Origin of the sequence: Bradyrhizobium sp. 26S5 (assembly GCF_036923295.1) — a bacterium.
Classification (GTDB): Bacteria; Pseudomonadota; Alphaproteobacteria; order Rhizobiales; family Xanthobacteraceae; genus Bradyrhizobium; species Bradyrhizobium septentrionale.
This window is the reverse complement of the sequence record NZ_CP145948.1, coordinates 3,290,966-3,306,648: the sequence shown is the minus strand read 5'-3', so window position 1 is coordinate 3,306,648 and position 15,683 is coordinate 3,290,966. Positions and strand designations below refer to the sequence as shown.

At 65.4% G+C, this 15,683-nt stretch carries 12 protein-coding genes; 3 read left to right on the top strand and 9 right to left on the bottom strand.

Going from position 1 to position 15,683, the window contains the following annotated elements; translation table 11 throughout:
* Positions 1-409 precede the first annotated feature (409 nt).
* The 4 genes from V5279_RS15280 to V5279_RS15265 form a co-directional block, all read right to left on the bottom strand.
* Positions 410-1,591 carry a glycosyltransferase gene (locus V5279_RS15280; protein ID WP_338701198.1) on the bottom strand — a complete coding sequence of 394 codons (1,182 nt, stop codon included), beginning with the start codon at positions 1,589-1,591 and terminating at the stop codon, positions 410-412.
* Positions 1,561-3,552, bottom strand: coding sequence for an alginate lyase family protein (locus V5279_RS15275; protein ID WP_338698649.1), 1,992 nt, complete (start codon positions 3,550-3,552; stop codon positions 1,561-1,563). Before V5279_RS15275 ends, V5279_RS15280 begins: the two co-directional genes overlap by 31 nt.
* Positions 3,549-5,735, bottom strand: a complete 2,187-nt coding sequence (locus tag V5279_RS15270; RefSeq protein ID WP_338698647.1) for a bi-domain-containing oxidoreductase — start codon at positions 5,733-5,735, stop codon at positions 3,549-3,551. Before V5279_RS15270 ends, V5279_RS15275 begins: the two co-directional genes overlap by 4 nt.
* A gap of 110 nt (positions 5,736-5,845) precedes the next feature.
* Positions 5,846-7,096 (bottom strand): glycosyl hydrolase, encoded by a 1,251-nt coding sequence (locus V5279_RS15265; RefSeq protein ID WP_338698644.1) that lies wholly within the window; start codon positions 7,094-7,096, stop codon positions 5,846-5,848.
* 117 nt (positions 7,097-7,213) lie between these two features.
* Here V5279_RS15265 and V5279_RS15260 point away from each other — a divergent pair, with 117 nt between their 5' ends.
* From V5279_RS15260 to V5279_RS15250, 3 genes are all read left to right on the top strand, one after another.
* Complete coding sequence (locus V5279_RS15260) at positions 7,214-8,515, top strand: glycosyltransferase family 4 protein (RefSeq protein WP_338698642.1); 1,302 nt, start codon at positions 7,214-7,216, stop codon at positions 8,513-8,515.
* Positions 8,516-8,594: 79 nt separating this feature from the next.
* The gene (locus V5279_RS15255; protein WP_338698639.1) at positions 8,595-9,905 is read left to right on the top strand and encodes a nucleotide sugar dehydrogenase; all 1,311 of its coding nucleotides are present in this window, start codon (positions 8,595-8,597) and stop codon (positions 9,903-9,905) included.
* A gap of 8 nt (positions 9,906-9,913) precedes the next feature.
* A complete protein-coding gene (locus V5279_RS15250; protein ID WP_338698637.1) occupies positions 9,914-10,630 on the top strand; it encodes a class I SAM-dependent methyltransferase in 717 nt (238 codons plus the stop codon).
* A gap of 21 nt (positions 10,631-10,651) precedes the next feature.
* Here V5279_RS15250 and V5279_RS15245 read toward each other — a convergent pair whose 3' ends face one another.
* Genes V5279_RS15245 through V5279_RS15225 form a run of 5 tightly spaced genes read right to left on the bottom strand, consistent with a single transcriptional unit; the run spans position 10,652 to position 15,682 of the window.
* The gene (locus V5279_RS15245; RefSeq protein WP_338698635.1) at positions 10,652-11,323 is read right to left on the bottom strand and encodes a class I SAM-dependent methyltransferase; all 672 of its coding nucleotides are present in this window, start codon (positions 11,321-11,323) and stop codon (positions 10,652-10,654) included.
* A gap of 15 nt (positions 11,324-11,338) precedes the next feature.
* Positions 11,339-11,965 carry a class I SAM-dependent methyltransferase gene (locus tag V5279_RS15240; protein ID WP_338698633.1) on the bottom strand — a complete coding sequence of 209 codons (627 nt, stop codon included), beginning with the start codon at positions 11,963-11,965 and terminating at the stop codon, positions 11,339-11,341.
* On the bottom strand, positions 11,962-13,281 hold the full coding sequence (locus V5279_RS15235; protein WP_338698631.1) for a polysaccharide transporter: 1,320 nt from the start codon (positions 13,279-13,281) through the stop codon (positions 11,962-11,964). Before V5279_RS15235 ends, V5279_RS15240 begins: the two co-directional genes overlap by 4 nt.
* Positions 13,278-14,570: an O-antigen ligase family protein gene (locus tag V5279_RS15230; protein WP_338698629.1), complete on the bottom strand. Its 1,293-nt coding sequence runs from the start codon at positions 14,568-14,570 to the stop codon at positions 13,278-13,280. The genes V5279_RS15235 and V5279_RS15230 overlap by 4 nt, the downstream gene beginning before the upstream one ends.
* The gene (locus V5279_RS15225) at positions 14,567-15,682 is read right to left on the bottom strand and encodes a glycosyltransferase family 4 protein (RefSeq protein WP_338698627.1); all 1,116 of its coding nucleotides are present in this window, start codon (positions 15,680-15,682) and stop codon (positions 14,567-14,569) included. The genes V5279_RS15230 and V5279_RS15225 overlap by 4 nt, the downstream gene beginning before the upstream one ends.
* Position 15,683: the final 1 nt, after the last annotated feature.

Sequence of the window (15,683 nt, the reverse complement as noted above, 5' to 3'; positions counted from 1 at the left end):
GCGCAAAAAAGGGTAGCGATTATACGGGGTTTCACGGGGCTCGCGTTGGCGCGAGCGCACCGAATTTCGCAGATGTTGTGTGCGCTTCGACGCGATTTTCTGTTCTGAAAAAATATTTCTGCACCGCGTGAGAGCTTTTCCAAAAAAGCGTCAAACTTCACAACCGGCGGGCCTCCGACCAAGTGTTATGACGCTCCTTGGTTGCAGATTGTGAGCTTCAATCGGGCGAAATTCGCGGAATCAGCCGCAGAATCAGGGCCGCTCGACCACCAGGCCAAACCTGGCGCGTCGCCCGCCGGACGCCGCGATATAACAAATTAACACCAGATTTGCCGCAATGTGTTAGCGACGCCGGCGTGGAAACGGAGCGACGATGCCCGATCACGGGCGGAGCACCGACCCGCGGCGGTCATCCGCCGACGGTACGCGCGTAGATCGCCTCGAGCAGCCGGCGGTTCTCGTCCGGCGCATAGAGTTCGAGATAGGCGGCCCGTGCGGCCCGTCCCCATGCAGCCGCCAGATCGGGGGCGCTGACAACGTCAGCGATCCGCTGCCGGAGCGCGGCCGCGTCGCCCGGCGGGACCAGCGCGCCCGTTCCGCCGTCGCTCACCACCTCGGCAAGCCCGCCGATCTCGGACGCAATTACCGGCGTCCCGCGCGCGAAGGCCTCGAGCACGACCATGGGAAATCCCTCGTACCAGAGCGACGGCACGACCAGCGCCCGCGCTTTGGCCATTTCCGCAAACACCTCCTCGCGCGAGATGGCGCCGAGGAACGTGACGTTGCCGCTCGCCCGGGCCTTCAGCGCAGTCGCCTCCGGCCCCTCCCCCGCAATCCGCAACGGCACAGCCGTGCCCGCAACGGCTTCGAGCAGCACGCCGATGCCCTTCTCGCGGCTCAGCCGCCCGACATAGAGCAGCCCGTCGCGCGGCGTCGCCGGATCAGGTGCCCCCGGATCGGCCATGAAGTTCGGCTTCACGTCGATCCGGCCAGCGTCGAAGCCGGCCTGCGTGAACAGATTTCGGGCAAACTGCGTCAGCGCGATCAGGCGCAGGCCGGGACGCGTCCAGGTGCCGCGGCGCTGATGCTGCGCGATCATGTAGGCGGAGGCCAGCGAACCCGGCAGCGATCCGCGGTAGCAGCGATGCACAACGCCCCACAGATGACCGCCGTCCAGGCACTTGTGGCAGATGCGGCCGTCGCGCAGCAGCATGCCGCCGGTGCAGATGGTGCGATAATTGTGCAGTGTGACCACGGCCGGCACGCGCTTTTGCCGGCACAGATCGAACACCGCCGGCGAGAGCAGCGGGAAGAAATTGTGGATGTGGACGATGTCGGGGCGGAAGCGATCGATCGCCTCCGCCACGACCCGCTTTCCCTGCGCATTATCGGCGATCGACAGCGTCGTCGCGATGCGCGCGGCCAGCGAATTGATCGCCTCGTTGCTCACGGTGAGCGTTTCGACGCTGTGTCCTGCATTGCGCAGCAGGTCGACTTCCGCTTCGAAGACGACGTCCTCGCCGCCGCGTCCCTGATACCTGTTGTGCGCGACGAGAATCTTCATGACCGGCGTGCCGGGTCTGAGAACCAGCGCAACTCCGTCACCAGATTTTGCCTGGCGGCGAGCGTACCGGCGCCGATCAAGGTCGTCGCCGGCACCTTGAGATCGAACGACGGCGAATACCAGCCGGCAGGCAGGGTCTCGTCGCCGCGATACGACATCCAGCTGAGTTCTGCCGGCAGATCCAGCTCGCCGCGCCCGCCAGGCCACGACAGCAGCGCCGTGCGCCCGTCGAGCGTGCATTCCACCTCGGGACCGAGATGCCAGCTGAGGCTCGCCGGAGCGGTAAGCCCTTCATTGCCAAGCACAATATCGGTGACCACGAGCCGCGCTGCCTGACGCTGCAACTGCACCGAACGGCGATGCACGAGGCCTGCGCCGCCCTGATATCCCGCGTGCTCAGCGACCCAGTCTGCGTCCGCATCACGCTCGTCGAGGCCGCTGGATGCGACGAGCCGGCTCTGCGCATGCCGGGTCCAGAGGAAAGGCCCGCCCGACACCGACTGATCGCGCGCGAACAGGCAGAGCGTGTTGTGGGCCAGCGTGGAGCGGAAGTAGGCGCGCCATCGCGGATCGCCATGATAGCAATAGGTGCCGGGGTCGGCAAAGATCTCGACGCCGGCAATCCGGCATTCGATCGACAGCGCATCCGCATGGGCATGCGCCGCAATGCGGCCGAAGCCGTGCGGGCCATGGTCGCAGCGGCACCACACTGCTCGCTCAGTATCGACGAGAAAAGTCTGCCCCGCCCTGTCAAGCAAATGCGGGCGGCGGGCGGGCCGCGCGGCGATCGCACGCGGCTTGATGCCGTCGGTCAGAACAAACGTGCGCAGATCAGGCTCCGGCAAGCTGGGCCACCAGGGCAGACCGCCGAACAGGCGCGCGCCCGTGCTGAGCAGGCCAAGCCAGCGATTGCCGCCGTGATCGTCGAGCAAGAGGCCAATGCCGTCATCGCCATCGCCCTGACGCGGCGGACGAGCGCGATCGTCGAGCATCGCGGCAATGACATCGCTCATGCGGCACATTGTGGTCCAGACCGCGTCGTCGAGCGGGTGCCCGGACGCTTCGCCCTGTACCGCCGCCGCCAGCAGGAGTTCGAGGACAAAGCCGTGATAATCGGTCGCGAGCTCGCCGTTGCTGCCGCAGGCGAGGGTTTGCGCGATGGCTTCGTGTGCCAGCGTGGCGGCTGCATCCCGGCGCCATCGCGCGCTGTCGCGGAAGAAAGGAAACGCACAGGCCGCGACGAACTGCCCGGTGGCCTCAGCGATGACGTGGTTGTTGGCGGACGAGCCGCGGCTCGGAAACCGCGACAGCCAGTATTGATGGGCATGGAGCTGTGTCACGAACAGCTCATTATCCTCGAACAATGCGGGCGCGCCGGGCCAGTTCTGCAGCAGCTGGCGCACCCAGGTCCATGAGATCAGTCGCACGCCAAGCTCGATGCCGCTGATCCAGTGCGGGCCGCACGGGAATGGATTTTCGCGCCACCAGCTCGTGAAATGCTCGGCCACGCGCCGGGCGTAAATTTCGTCCGAGGTCAGGTAATAGGCCGATGCGAGCACCGTGAGATGGTGGTGACGCGACGGCTCCCAGATGTATTTGATGTTTCCGACCGCCGCTTCGTCGCGATAGGGAACCGCAAACGCGTATGTGTCGCCCGGCGCCCGCTTGCCACTGCGGACATCGACGAACCAGTCGGGCTGTTCGCCCAGCGCCTCATGATCTCTGGCGAAAACCCGCCAGCGTCCGGAGAGAATCTGATCGGCGCTATGGATCAGCCGCTCGGCAGCGTGCTGCGGGGCATTGGCGGCCAAGGGCAGCGGCTTCAGGCGCGGCTGCCGCGCGCCCGCCATCAGCCTGGCGCCCGCGCGCCGCGCGATGTCGGGCGGAGCGATCCGCCAGAGCAGGCGCAGCGCCTGGTCGTTCACCCGTCCGGCAAGCTCGGACGGCTCCATGCGCTGCAGTCTGCGCAGATACCAGGCCGGATTCATCTCGCGCCGGTCGCGGCGCGCACAGCGCCCTGCCCCGCGGCGCCAATCGTCAGATCGACCGGCGTCCCGGAGGCGGCGCTTTCCTGCACGGCAAGCGTTGCGCGGGTGGTTGCAAGCAGCGAGTCGAGCGCAATCGGCATCGCGGCCCCCGATGCGACCGCCGCAATGAAGGCATCCAGCATCGGCCGCTGGCCCTTGTCGAGCCGGGCTTTCTGCGCTGTCCGCTGTCCGGCGTGCCAGATCTCGAAGCGCGAGAAATTGTCAAAGGCGGCAAAGCCTGTGCTTGCCGATACTTCAAGCGCCTCCTTCGGCACGCGCGGATCGCCGCCGGTAAGATAGCTGAGGCTCGCGACCGAGCCGTCGGCAAAGTCGAAGGTCGCGACCAGATTGTCGACGTCCTTGCCCGCGGTACTGGCGGAGACACGCACGGGCTCCGCGCCCAGCCACCAGGACAACACGTCGATGAAATGCCCGCCCTCGCCGACGAAGCGGCTGCCTTCGGTCTCCGCCTGCAGATACCAGGATGATTTGTCCAGCGGGCCGGCGATCACCCGATATTGCAGGGTCTGCGGCCCGGGCGGCGCGAACGCCGTGCGCATGCCTTGCAGCAGCGGCGAGAAGCGGCGGTTGAAGCCAACCATCAGCCTGTTGTTGCCGGTCTCGCGGATGGTCTGTTCCAGCTGATCGAGCGCATCAGTGTCGATCGCCAGGGGCTTTTCGACGAACACCGCCTTGCCGGCGCGCAGCGCGCGCGCCGCAAGGTCGGCGTGGGAAGCATGGCGTGTCGCGATCAGCACGGCATCGATATCGTCGGCCTCGAGCACCGAGGCAGCTTCCGTCGAGGCGCGCGCGAAGCCGAACTTGCGCACGGCGTTCGCGCCGCTCAGGCCGGTATTGGTGGCGACCTCGACGAGATCGACGCGCTGGTTATTCGCAAGCTGCGGCAAAAGCATGCTGGAGGCATAATTGCCGGCGCCGATGACGCCGAGCCGCACCCGGCCGCTGCGCAGGGCCGCGACCGGGCGATACGTCATCTGCAGCGCGCGGGGGGCGGCATCCGGATAGGCGAACACCATGCCGAGGCCGACTTCGCCGCGGCTCATGCGCTCGAAGGCCGACGTCGCCTGTTCCAGCGGCACCACTTCGGAGATCAGCGACGAAAAATCGAGCCGTCCGTCGGCAAGCAGCGCGACGATGGCCTCCATGTTGCGCTTCTCGGTCCAGCGCACATGACCGATCGGATAATCGATACCGCCCTCCTCGTAGAGCGGATCGTAGCGGCCGGGGCCGTAGGAGCGCGAGAAGCGAACGTCGAGCTCCTTGTCATAGAATTCGTTCCACGGCAGGTTCAGCGTGCATTTGCCGATGTCGACGATGCGGCCGCGGTCGCGCAGCAACGCGGCCGAACGCGATGCGAGATCGGGATCGTCGCTGCCCGCCGTGATGAACACGCAATCGACGCCGCTGCCTGCGGTCAACTGGTCGATCCGGGCGCGAAATTCGGCCGCGGCATCGTCCGATGCGACCGCGCAGACTGCGGCGCCCGCAGCCTCGGCCTGGCGGCAGCGTGCTTCAAGCCGATCAAGCCCTACCACCACGACGCCGGCGCTGCGCAGCAGGCGCACCATGATCTGCCCGATCAGGCCGAGGCCGATCACGCAGGCGGTCTCACCGAAACGGATCTCCGACTGACGCATCGCCTGCAACGCGATCGAGGCGATCGTGGTGAAGGCGGCCTGGTCGAGTGCCGCACTGTCCGGCACCGGCACGCAGAGATTCACCGGCACCCAATTATATTCGGCGTGGGTCGCATATTGATTGCCGCCGCAGCAGACGCGCTGCCCGACCGAGAAGCCGCCGACGCCCTCACCCACTTCCACGACGGTGCCCGACAGCGAGTAACCGAGCGGCGTGTAGGAATCGAGGCGGTTCATCACCTTCTGATAGGTCGCAAGCAATCCCTGCTGACGGACCGAGCGCACCACCTTGGCGACCTGGTCGGGTCGCGCGCGCGCCTTGCCAAGCAGCGACAGGCGCCCTTCGGTGAACTTCATCATCTCGGTGCCGGTCGACACCGCCGAGAACGCCGTGCGCACCAAAACCCCGCCGGGGCGGCAGCGTGGCGACGGCACATCGATCAGCTTGAGCTCGCCGCTCTTATAGTTCTGCGCGATCTGCTTCACAGTCGGTCAATCGCCTCACGTTAACAGCGCTCCTTGTATCGCGCCTGCCGCCCGCAATGAAGCCAGGAACATCATCATAGTTATCCTGTTGTTCGTGAATTAACATCGTATCATTCGAGCAACAGGATCGGTTTTGGCGAGATCTCGACCTCGCCGTTGGCGACAGGTCCTTCGCCGCCATCCAGGCCCTGATAGCGGCTAAAGCGCGGGTCGACCCGGTAAACGGACCGCCCCTTGGTGGTCCACAGGATCAAGCCGTCGCGGCCATCCTGCATATGAAGCGCAACGCGCCAGGTCGACGGCGAGGTCCGGATGGCGGTCACGATGCGTGCGCCGACCAGCCATGACTGGACCGTGCGGTAGGCCACGCCACCCGGAAGCAGCCCGCGCGCCGGGTCCCATAATTTTCCAAAATCGCTGCCCCCGCCGGCAAATTCATACCAATAGAAGCGGTCGACACCATTGATCCATTTCAGGATATAGGCCCGCGCCAGACACCCATCCGGATTGTCCTCGTAGGACGACCAGCCGGCCTCGGTGTCCCAGATCGGCTTTGCGGAAAGATCGTGCGCGGCGAGGATCTGCCTGAAGCGCGCAATGATGCCGATCACGGCTTCCGGTTCGCTCGTGTAGCCGTGGAAGGCGAAGATATCGGCATACTGTCCGCCGCCCTGCGCCATGAAGGCCTGTTGCCAGCGATAGCCGTCCGGCGTGCCGTTGGACGGCGGCGTCAGCACCATCAGGCCGGGATCGCTGGCCTTGATGATCCGATAGGCCCGCTTCTGCATCTGGACCATGGTGGCGATATCGCCCGAGTAATATTTGGGATCCTCGGGCTCGTTCCAGATCTCCCAATATTTGATGCGCCCGGCAGCGCGCGCCACCGCTGCGCGCACCCAGTCATCCCATGACGCGAGATCACCGGGCGGCGAGCTTGCGCCCGGCGTGAACGCCGGCGGCGCATCCTTCACCGACGCGGCCCATCGCGGCGTGTAGGCGAGATTGAGCACGATATCGACATGCTCGCGCTCGGCCGCCGCGAGGATGGCGTCGAAGCGGGCCCAATTGTAGATGCCGGGCGCCGGATTGACCTGCGCCCAATAGATCGCGCCCCACAGCCGAACGCCGTCGAATTTGAGCTCGGGCCAAGGTGGCGACTGCGGCTGCGACTGCCCGATCGCGTTGATCGTCATGCCGAACAGCGTCGGCGGGATCACTACATTCTCGCGGCTCGCATTCAGCGCATCGTTTGCCGATGCACCGCCCCACTGCAGCGGCCATTTGTGGGCCAGCGGCACCACTGCGCTCAAAATCAGGGCAATCAATGCCCTGTGGCCCCAATCCCTCGCTTTGCCTGCCATGTCCGCGTCTCGTCGCCGTCACATCGGTGCCGGGATTGCATAGTGCAAGCCGCGCATGTTAATGCCGATGTTAGTCAGATTGTGATGTTGTTAGGTCAATGGTATAGATCATCGCAGATGTCGAGAGCTGAACCATCCCCGCGGCGGATCCTGATCATCGTCGAGAACCTTCCGGTTCCTTTCGATCGCAGGGTGTGGTGCGAAGCAACGTCGCTGCGCAAGGCAGGCTATGCGGTCTCGGTGATCTGCCCGAAGGGCCGCGGCCATGACGCGTCTTACGAATGCCTCGAGGGCATTCACATCTACCGCCATCCGATGCCGGTGGAAGCACGCGGGATCGCCGCCTACCTCATCGAATATCCGGTCGCGCTGTTCTGGGAGATGTGGCTTTCGATCAAGGTGGCGTGGAAGCACGGCTTCGACGTGATCCAGGGCTGCAATCCACCCGATCTGATCTTCCTGATCGGCCTCTTGTTCAAGCTCGGCGGCAAGCGCTTCGTGTTCGATCATCACGACGTCAATCCCGAGCTCTACGAGGCGAAGTTCGGCCGCCGCGACATGTTCTGGCATCTGCTGCGGCTGGTCGAATATCTCACCTTCAAGACCGCAAGCATCTCGATCGCGACCAACGAATCCTATCGTGAGATCGCGATCACGCGCGGCCGCATGCCGGCCAACCGTGTCTTCGTGGTGCGCTCCGGCCCCAATCTCGACCGGGTGCGCTCCCGCCCTGCCGATCCGGCCTGGCGCCGTGGCCGGCGCTACAGCGTCGGCTATGTCGGCGTGATCGGCCAGTCGGAAGGCATAGATCTCCTGCTGCAATCGATCGGCCACATCGTGCACGATCTCGGACGCACCGACATCCAGTTCAACATCGCCGGCACCGGGCCGGAATGGAACGCAGTCGTCAAGCTTTGCGAGGAGATGCGGCTCTCCGACTACGTCAACTTCACCGGCGCTGTCGCCGATGAGCCGCTGTTCACGATGCTCTCGACCGCTGACGTCTGCGTCAATCCGGACCGCGTCACGCCGATGAACGACATCTCCACCATGAACAAGATCATGGAGTATATGGCGCTGGGACGGCCGATCGTTCAGTTCGACGTCCGCGAAGGCCGCCGCTCGGCGCTCGACGCCTCGCTCTATGCGGCGAAGAACGACCCGAAGGATTTTGCCAGCAAAATCATTACCTTGATCGACGATCCGTCGCAGCGTGAGACGATGGGGGCATTCGGCCGCAGCCGCGTCGAGCGCGCGCTGTCCTGGACGCATGAGGAGCCGAAGCTGCTTGCGGCCTATGAGGCGCTGTTCGCCGCGAAAGCCCCCGCGCAAAGCCTTGCGCCGCGCGCAAATGCGACCGCCGAGCGGTCAACCTCGCATTCCAGCGCTAACGCTGCCGCCGGGCGGGCATCGTCTTGAACGGCCTGCCGCTCCATTCACGTCAACCGCGACACCGCCGCGGTCACGCGCAGGTCCCAGGGTTATTGAAGGTCGAAGCATGAATGTGAGCATTTTCGGCCTCGGCTATGTCGGAACGGTCTGCGCCGCCTGCTTCACCGAACTCGGCCACCAGATCATCGGCGTCGACAAGAGCGTCGCCAAGGTCGACCTGATCCGCGAAGGCAGATCGCCCGTGATCGAACCTGGTATCTCGGACAAGGTGGCGCGCGCGGTTGCCACGGGTCAGCTGACCGCGACCACCGACGCCACCGAGGCGATCGTCAACAGCGACATATCGATGGTCTGCGTCGGCACGCCCTCGTCCGGCAACGGCAATCTCGACCTGACCGCGATCCGACAGGTCGCGATCGAGATCGGCCGCGGACTGCGCGCGAAGAACGCACCGCATACCGTGACGATCCGCTCCACCGTACTGCCTGGCACCACCCGCGGCACCGTCGGACCGCTGATCGAGGAAGCCTCCGGCAACAGGATCGGCCGCGATTTCGACCTCGCCTTCAATCCGGAATTCCTGCGCGAAGGCAGCGCCATTGCGGATTTCAACGCACCCTCCAAGACCGTGGTCGGCGCCTTCAACCAGGAGACCGCCGACCGCGTCATGGCGCTCTACAAGGATCTGCCGGGCGCCAAGATCACGCCGCCGGTCGAGACCGCCGAACTGGTCAAATATGTCGACAACAGCTGGCATGCGCTGAAGGTGAGCTTCGCCAACGAGATCGGGACGATCGCAAAGACGCTCGGCATCGACGGCCGCGATGTCATGAACATCTTCCTGCAGGACACAAGGCTCAACATCTCGCCGGCTTATCTGCGGCCGGGCTTTGCCTTCGGCGGCTCCTGCCTGCCCAAGGACGTCAAGGCGCTGAAACATCTGGCGCACAGCCGCGGGCTGTCGACGCCGGTGCTCGAAAGCATCCTGCCCAGCAACGATATGATCATGTCGCGCGGCGCCGACTGGATCCTGTCGCATGACGGTCGCCGTATTGCCTTCCTCGGCATCAGCTTCAAGGCCGGCACCGACGATGTCCGCGACAGCCCGTTCGTGGAGCTGGTCAAAAGCCTGCGCGGCGAGCAGCGCGACATCCGGATCTACGACCCCAACGTGCGGCTGTCGCAGCTGATCGGCGCCAACCGGGACTTCCTGATGCGCAACCCGGAGCTGGTCGGCCTGCTGCATGATGATGTCACCGCGACCATCGAATGGGCCGATATCATCGTGCTGACGACGCCTGATCCGCGCTTCGTCGCGGCGCTGAAGGCAACCCGCTCCGACCAGGTCGTGCTAGAACTGTCTGATATCGGATTGCCGGACGAGGTGCGCGCCAGAGTGAGCGGCTTCCACTGGTAGGGAACAGCATGGCCACCATGGCCCAGATCGACCGCCCTGAAATCCGCTTTCACGACGAGATTTCGTCCGGGTGGGAGGCGCTGCATCAGAGCCGCACCTTCAAGGCGCGCACCGCTGCGATGTTCGATCTGCTTGGGAAGATGGACCTCGCCGGCCAGCACTGGCTGGACGCCGGCTGCGGCACCGGGACGCTGTCCCGCGTGCTCGCCGCGCGCGGCTGCGACGTCACCGGGGTCGACGCGTCGTCGGAGATGATCGCGGCGGCACGCGGCGGCTCGGCCGATGATACGCCGGCCGGACGGCTCGCGTTCCAGCAGATCCCGACGATCGCAAGCCTGCCGTTTGCCGATCGATCCTTCGACGGCGTGCTCTGCGCGAGCGTGCTGGAATATGTCCCCGACGTCGCGCAGTGCCTCGCCCAGATCCATCGCGTGCTCAGGCCCGGCGGGCTGTTGCTGGTCTCGATCCCCAACCGCGGATCGCTGCTGCGCCAGAGCTACAAGCTCGCGCACGCGGCGTCCTCGCGGCTGTCGGCGCGGCCGCTGTTCCGCTACCTCGCCTTTTCCAAATTCGACGCCTCGCCGGCCGCCATGCAGGGCCTGCTGCGGCAACATGGCCTCACAATGCTGCGAACGAGCTTTGCCGGCTCCCCGCTGCCGCCGGCACTCGATCGCCGGCCTGCGCTTGGCACACTGATCAATATCCTGGCGCGGCGCGACGATTGATGCGGCCGGCGGACACCCGCCTCATGTCTTGACCGCCATCAGCGACTTGGTCATGCCGAGATATCGTTCGCGATAGATTGTCGCGTCCGGAAACGTCTCCGTCATCTCGCGCCAGTCGAACAGGTGCCAGTCGGGCGCGGTCCGCTTGAACCAGAAGCGGTTGAACACCCCGATCAGCGCGATCTGCAGCCGCCTCGGCAGCAACACGATGATGCCGGGCAGCCAGGTATGGCTCTCGATCGGAAAGTAACGGTACGGCGTCTGCACGTAAAACGACTTCGCGACCCGCGAGATTTCGCCGGCAAAGCGGTTCTGGTGCTGACGCGCGATACTCAGGAATGCCGCCCCGTCCTCGATCGTCACGACCTCCTGCTTCGGCCCGGTGACGTGCTCGATCACCGACGAGCAGAAGCAGAAGTCGAACGCCTGATCGTCGAACGGCAGGCGCTCGGTTTCCTGCAGCAGCACGGTCTTGAAGTCAAAACGCTCGCGCGCGGCCTTGAGGTCGTCGGCCGAGATGTCGCACACCGTGATGTCGCGATGTCGGGGCAGGATCGCGCGAATATGCCGGCCGGTCCCGCCGCCGAGATCGAGGATTTTCGCATCCAGCGGCAGATTCACGGTGCGAACGAGGAACTCGCCGCGCCGCTTGCGCGCTGCACTGGAAAATCGAGCTTGAATTGCGCCCAGCAATGTCAGTCTCCTGCCTTACTTGATCGCCTCGAAGAAGATCGACTCGTCCGGCCGGTTGTCGAGCCGGTCGATATCGGGACAGACGCCCTCCCGGTAGGCCCGGGTGTGGGTCTCAGAACAGCCGGCGTCGCGGAACAGCGTTGCGAGCGACGCGCGGGTATAACCCCAGTGATGCGCGAACGCGACCTCCTTGCGCCGCTCGATCTCGAACACGCCCTTGAGGAAGGCCTGCGGCGCGGCCGGATCGTAGAGTGCCACGATCCTTTCCATGTCGGGGACGACGATGCGGCACACCCCGCCCGGTGCCAGCACCCGCGCGATCTCGCGCGCCAGTCGCTCGACCTCATCGGGAAACAGATGCTCGAAGACGTGTGCGCTGAACACCGCCGAGAGACTGCCGTCCGCGAATGGCAGCGGTTTTGTCAGATCCATGTAGCGCAGCCCGGCAAACTTGCCCTGGCGGTGCTCGGCATAGCGGGCATCGCTGAGCAGGCCGGCAAGATGCAGCGCCCTCGCCGCAAACGGCACCCGCGCGATCCACAGATGCGTGGTGATGTCGGTGTTGATCCAGCCCTCGATGCCGCAATTGAAGGCACCGATATGCAGCCTCGGGAGCGCGCGGCCGGCTATGTCGTCGGTCATGTCCGCTCCCGCGCCGAATTGGTCAGCACCACTGTGACCACCGACGCCGCGCTGGAGGCGACCATCGCCGCAACCGCGCCCATCATTTGCCAGGCATGGGCCGCAAACGGCAGGACGCAGCACAGCGCGGCGAGGCCCGCGATCCGGCTCAGCATGAACCGCTGCGGCTTGCCGGTCGCAAACAGCGGCAGCGCGAGGCCGAGCCACACCGCATCGAGCGCCATCGCCCCCGCCATCAGGCCGAGGCTGCCGGCACCGATTTCGTAACTCTGTCCATGGATGACAAGCGCGAGAATGCGCTGGCCAAGCAACACGATCACCGCACCATAAGCGACTGCGATCGACCCGAGCAGCAGCGCATTTTCGCGCGCGGCAGCGGCGACTGCGCTACGCCTTCCCGCGCGCAGCTCGGCCGCGATTACCGGCAGGCGGACCGAGAACATCGTCGCGCAGAACTGGCTGAGCGGCGCGAACACCAGGAGCAGGATGCGCAGCGACGCACTCGCCTCCAGCCCGATCAGCAGGCCGCACACCGGGATCAACCCGATACTGCCGATCCAATAGGTGAGCGAGGTCGCGACGAACCAGCGGCCGTTGCGGAACAGCCGCCGCAGCGAGCCGCGGAAGATTCTGGCTTGCGGCCGGGCGAGCTCGCTGGTGTGGGCAAGCAAAAGGCTGGCGGCAAACGCAGCCGAGATCGCGATGCACGCCATCGCCGCCGCAGCGCCGGCGAGCTTGAAGGCGATCATCAGCCCGGCCGAGGCGACCAGAGCCACGCAGTAGGTCAGCGATGACGCCACCGCGCGCGGCAGCCGGCCGTCGAGATAGCAAATGCGGCGGAACATGCTTTGCAAACGCACCGCCGGGATCGCGAGCCCGGTTGCGATCACGAGCCCGCCGGCACCCCCGCCGAACGCAACGATCACAAGGCCCGCCATCACGAGCAGCAGGCCAAGCGCACCCGAGACCAGCAGCGATGATAGATAGAGGCCGAGCCGCAGCTGCGGCCACAAAGATTTGGGAATCCGATGCGCGGCCGCCGGCAGCCCGTCGTCGAACAGGCCGCGCAAAAACACCGCCTCGATCAGGATCGAGAACGACCAGGCGACGCTGAAGCTACCGAACGAGCTGACATCGAGCACATTGGCGAGCACGATCGTCAGCACGAAGGCCGAACCGCTGAGCAGCGCCTGATCGACCAGGCCGAGCGCGACATTGCCTCCGGCGCGCCGCAGCCGGCGGAGCGATCCGCGCACGGCACCCGCGAGCCGCCTTGGGGCCGCCACGCGGTCCAGCCTGTCGGTCAATGCACTCACGCCTCACTCGCACGCAGTCTGGTGAACGCCCGCCGCGGCGCCACTTGCAGCCTGGCCTCCGGGCCGAAATAGCACCAGAACACCAGCACGCAGCCGAAATAATTGTGCAGCAGCTGGCTGGAGTCGTTAGCGGATGCGATCACGACGAACAGCAGCATCGCGAACGGCGCCAGCCAATACATCCCGCGCCGCTCGAATGTGAAGACAATGCTGTTCCACAACGCCCGTGCCAGCAGCAGCACATAGAGCGCGCCGCCGAGCAGACCGAATTGGAGAAAGGCGTCGAGATAGGAATTCTCGAACGAGCCGAACTCCGTGTTCCATGGCGCCATGCTCGTCAGCTCGTTGGCGGGCGAGTTCGGCAGCTCGTTGAAGAATCCGGAAAACCCGTAGCCGAGCCAGGGATGCTGCCAGAAGAAGTGCGGCCATACCGACCAGAGGAACGAGCGTCCGGTCAGGTTTCCGCTGCGGCCGACCAGCGCATACAGATAGTCGCTGGGCACGACGAGCACGACCAGCGCAAAGGACGCGAGCCAAAGCCAGTAGATCGACGCGGCCCCGCGGCGCCCGAGCACCACCAGCAAAAGCCCGAAGGTGACAGCGACCGTCGTCAACATGCTGATCAGCGGCCCTGCGGAGCCGGCCGCGGCGAGCGCGACAAAATGGCATCCCATCAGCAGCAGCGACCAGCCGAATTGCCGCCGTGGTCCGGCCAGCATGCGCACGAAGCAGATCAGCACCATCAGCCCGAAGAAGGCGCCCGCGAGATTCTTGTGGCCGAACACGCCGGCATAGGCCTGGGTTCCGAGCACCGTCGGCCGATTCAGCGCATCGTAGTTCCATTCCGAGCCGATCACCGGAAACAGCAGGACGTGGACGATCAGCACCACGATCCCGATCCGGAACAGCGTGTCGACGAGGCGATCGACCGGGCAGCTGATCACGACCCACGCCGAGAACATCGTGGTCAGCACATACATCGCGAACTTGATCGACGAGCCCGCGGGGTCGGCGCTCAAAGCGAGCGAGACGGCGGCGAAGGCCACGAATGCCAGATAGAGATGCGAATGCAGCAGCAGCAGGCCGAAGCGCTTCCGATCGACCGCGATATGCAGCATCAGGAGGATGTAGAGCAACAGCCACGCGCCGCGGAACAGGGTGGATTCGCCGGCCCGTTCCGCAAACGAGATCCCCTCGACGAAATTGAACAGGAAATAGATGCAGCCGAGCACCATCACCAGATAGGCGTGCAGGAAGACGTCGGTTCGCGACCACCATCTGCCGATCATTGCACGGCTTCCTGTCGGGCTGGTGCGTCCACAAGATGATCGACCGCGGCCATGAAGCGCGAAGCCGCGTCCGGAAGCGCATCACCTCGCACGCTCTGCCGGGCCTGCCGCGACATCATCCGCCAGCGCGCGGGCTGTTCCAGCAAGGCGCGCGCCGCATCGACCCACACCGGTTCATCGAGCGCGCAAACAAGGCCATTGTCGTGGTCGCGCACCAGCTCGCCGCCGGCCCCGACATGGGGCGATACCAGGCAGGGAACCCCGCACTGCAAGGCCTCGTTGCACACCAGCCCCCACGGTTCCAGCAGCGAGGGCAGCAGCAGCAGGCGTGATTGCAGATAGACCTCCGAGATCGACGGCCACGGCACATAGGCGTCGTGACGGACCTCGATCGCGGCGGCGGCAAGCCGCGCCAGCATGCGCTGTTCGGCGACGCCGGACCCGACCACGCGGACCTTCAGCCCCGGCAGGATGCGGCCGAGCGCGATCGCGACGTTCTCGAAGAAGATCGCGTTCTTGGCGTCATCGTTGATGCGGGCGCACCACAGCAGATGAAACGGACGTTCCTGAAAATCAGGCACAGTTTTCGGCGGATCCCATGCCGGCACCAGCGGCACCACGAACAGATCCGCGTCGCGGACGCCCTCGCCGCGGAAATAATCCCTGCCCTTGTCGCTGCAGCATACCACCGCGTCGCACTGCCGCAGCAGCCAGGGCCGCGCCAGACGATGATAGGCGGTATTGGGCATCGTCTCACGCCAGCCGTCGATCGTCAGCGCAAGCGGCTTGCCGTTGGCGCGCGCCCACGCGGCGCCGGCCAGCATGGACGGATAGAGGCCGTTGACGAACAGCAGGTCGGGCGCGAGGTTCTTCAAGGCGCGCGCGATCCCGACATTGACATGGGTGTGACGCGACCGCGACAGCGGGATCGAAATGCCGGGCACCGTCCGCGTCGTGTAACGCGGCGTGAAGGAGCCGGCCCAGGAGCGGTCGGCCTCCTGCGCGGTGCAGGACAGCACGGCGAGATCCAATCCACGACAGACCAGCTCGTTGTAGAGACGGTCGGTGTAGGGTGTGATCATGTTGTTGAAGACGACCACGCGCGGGGCCATG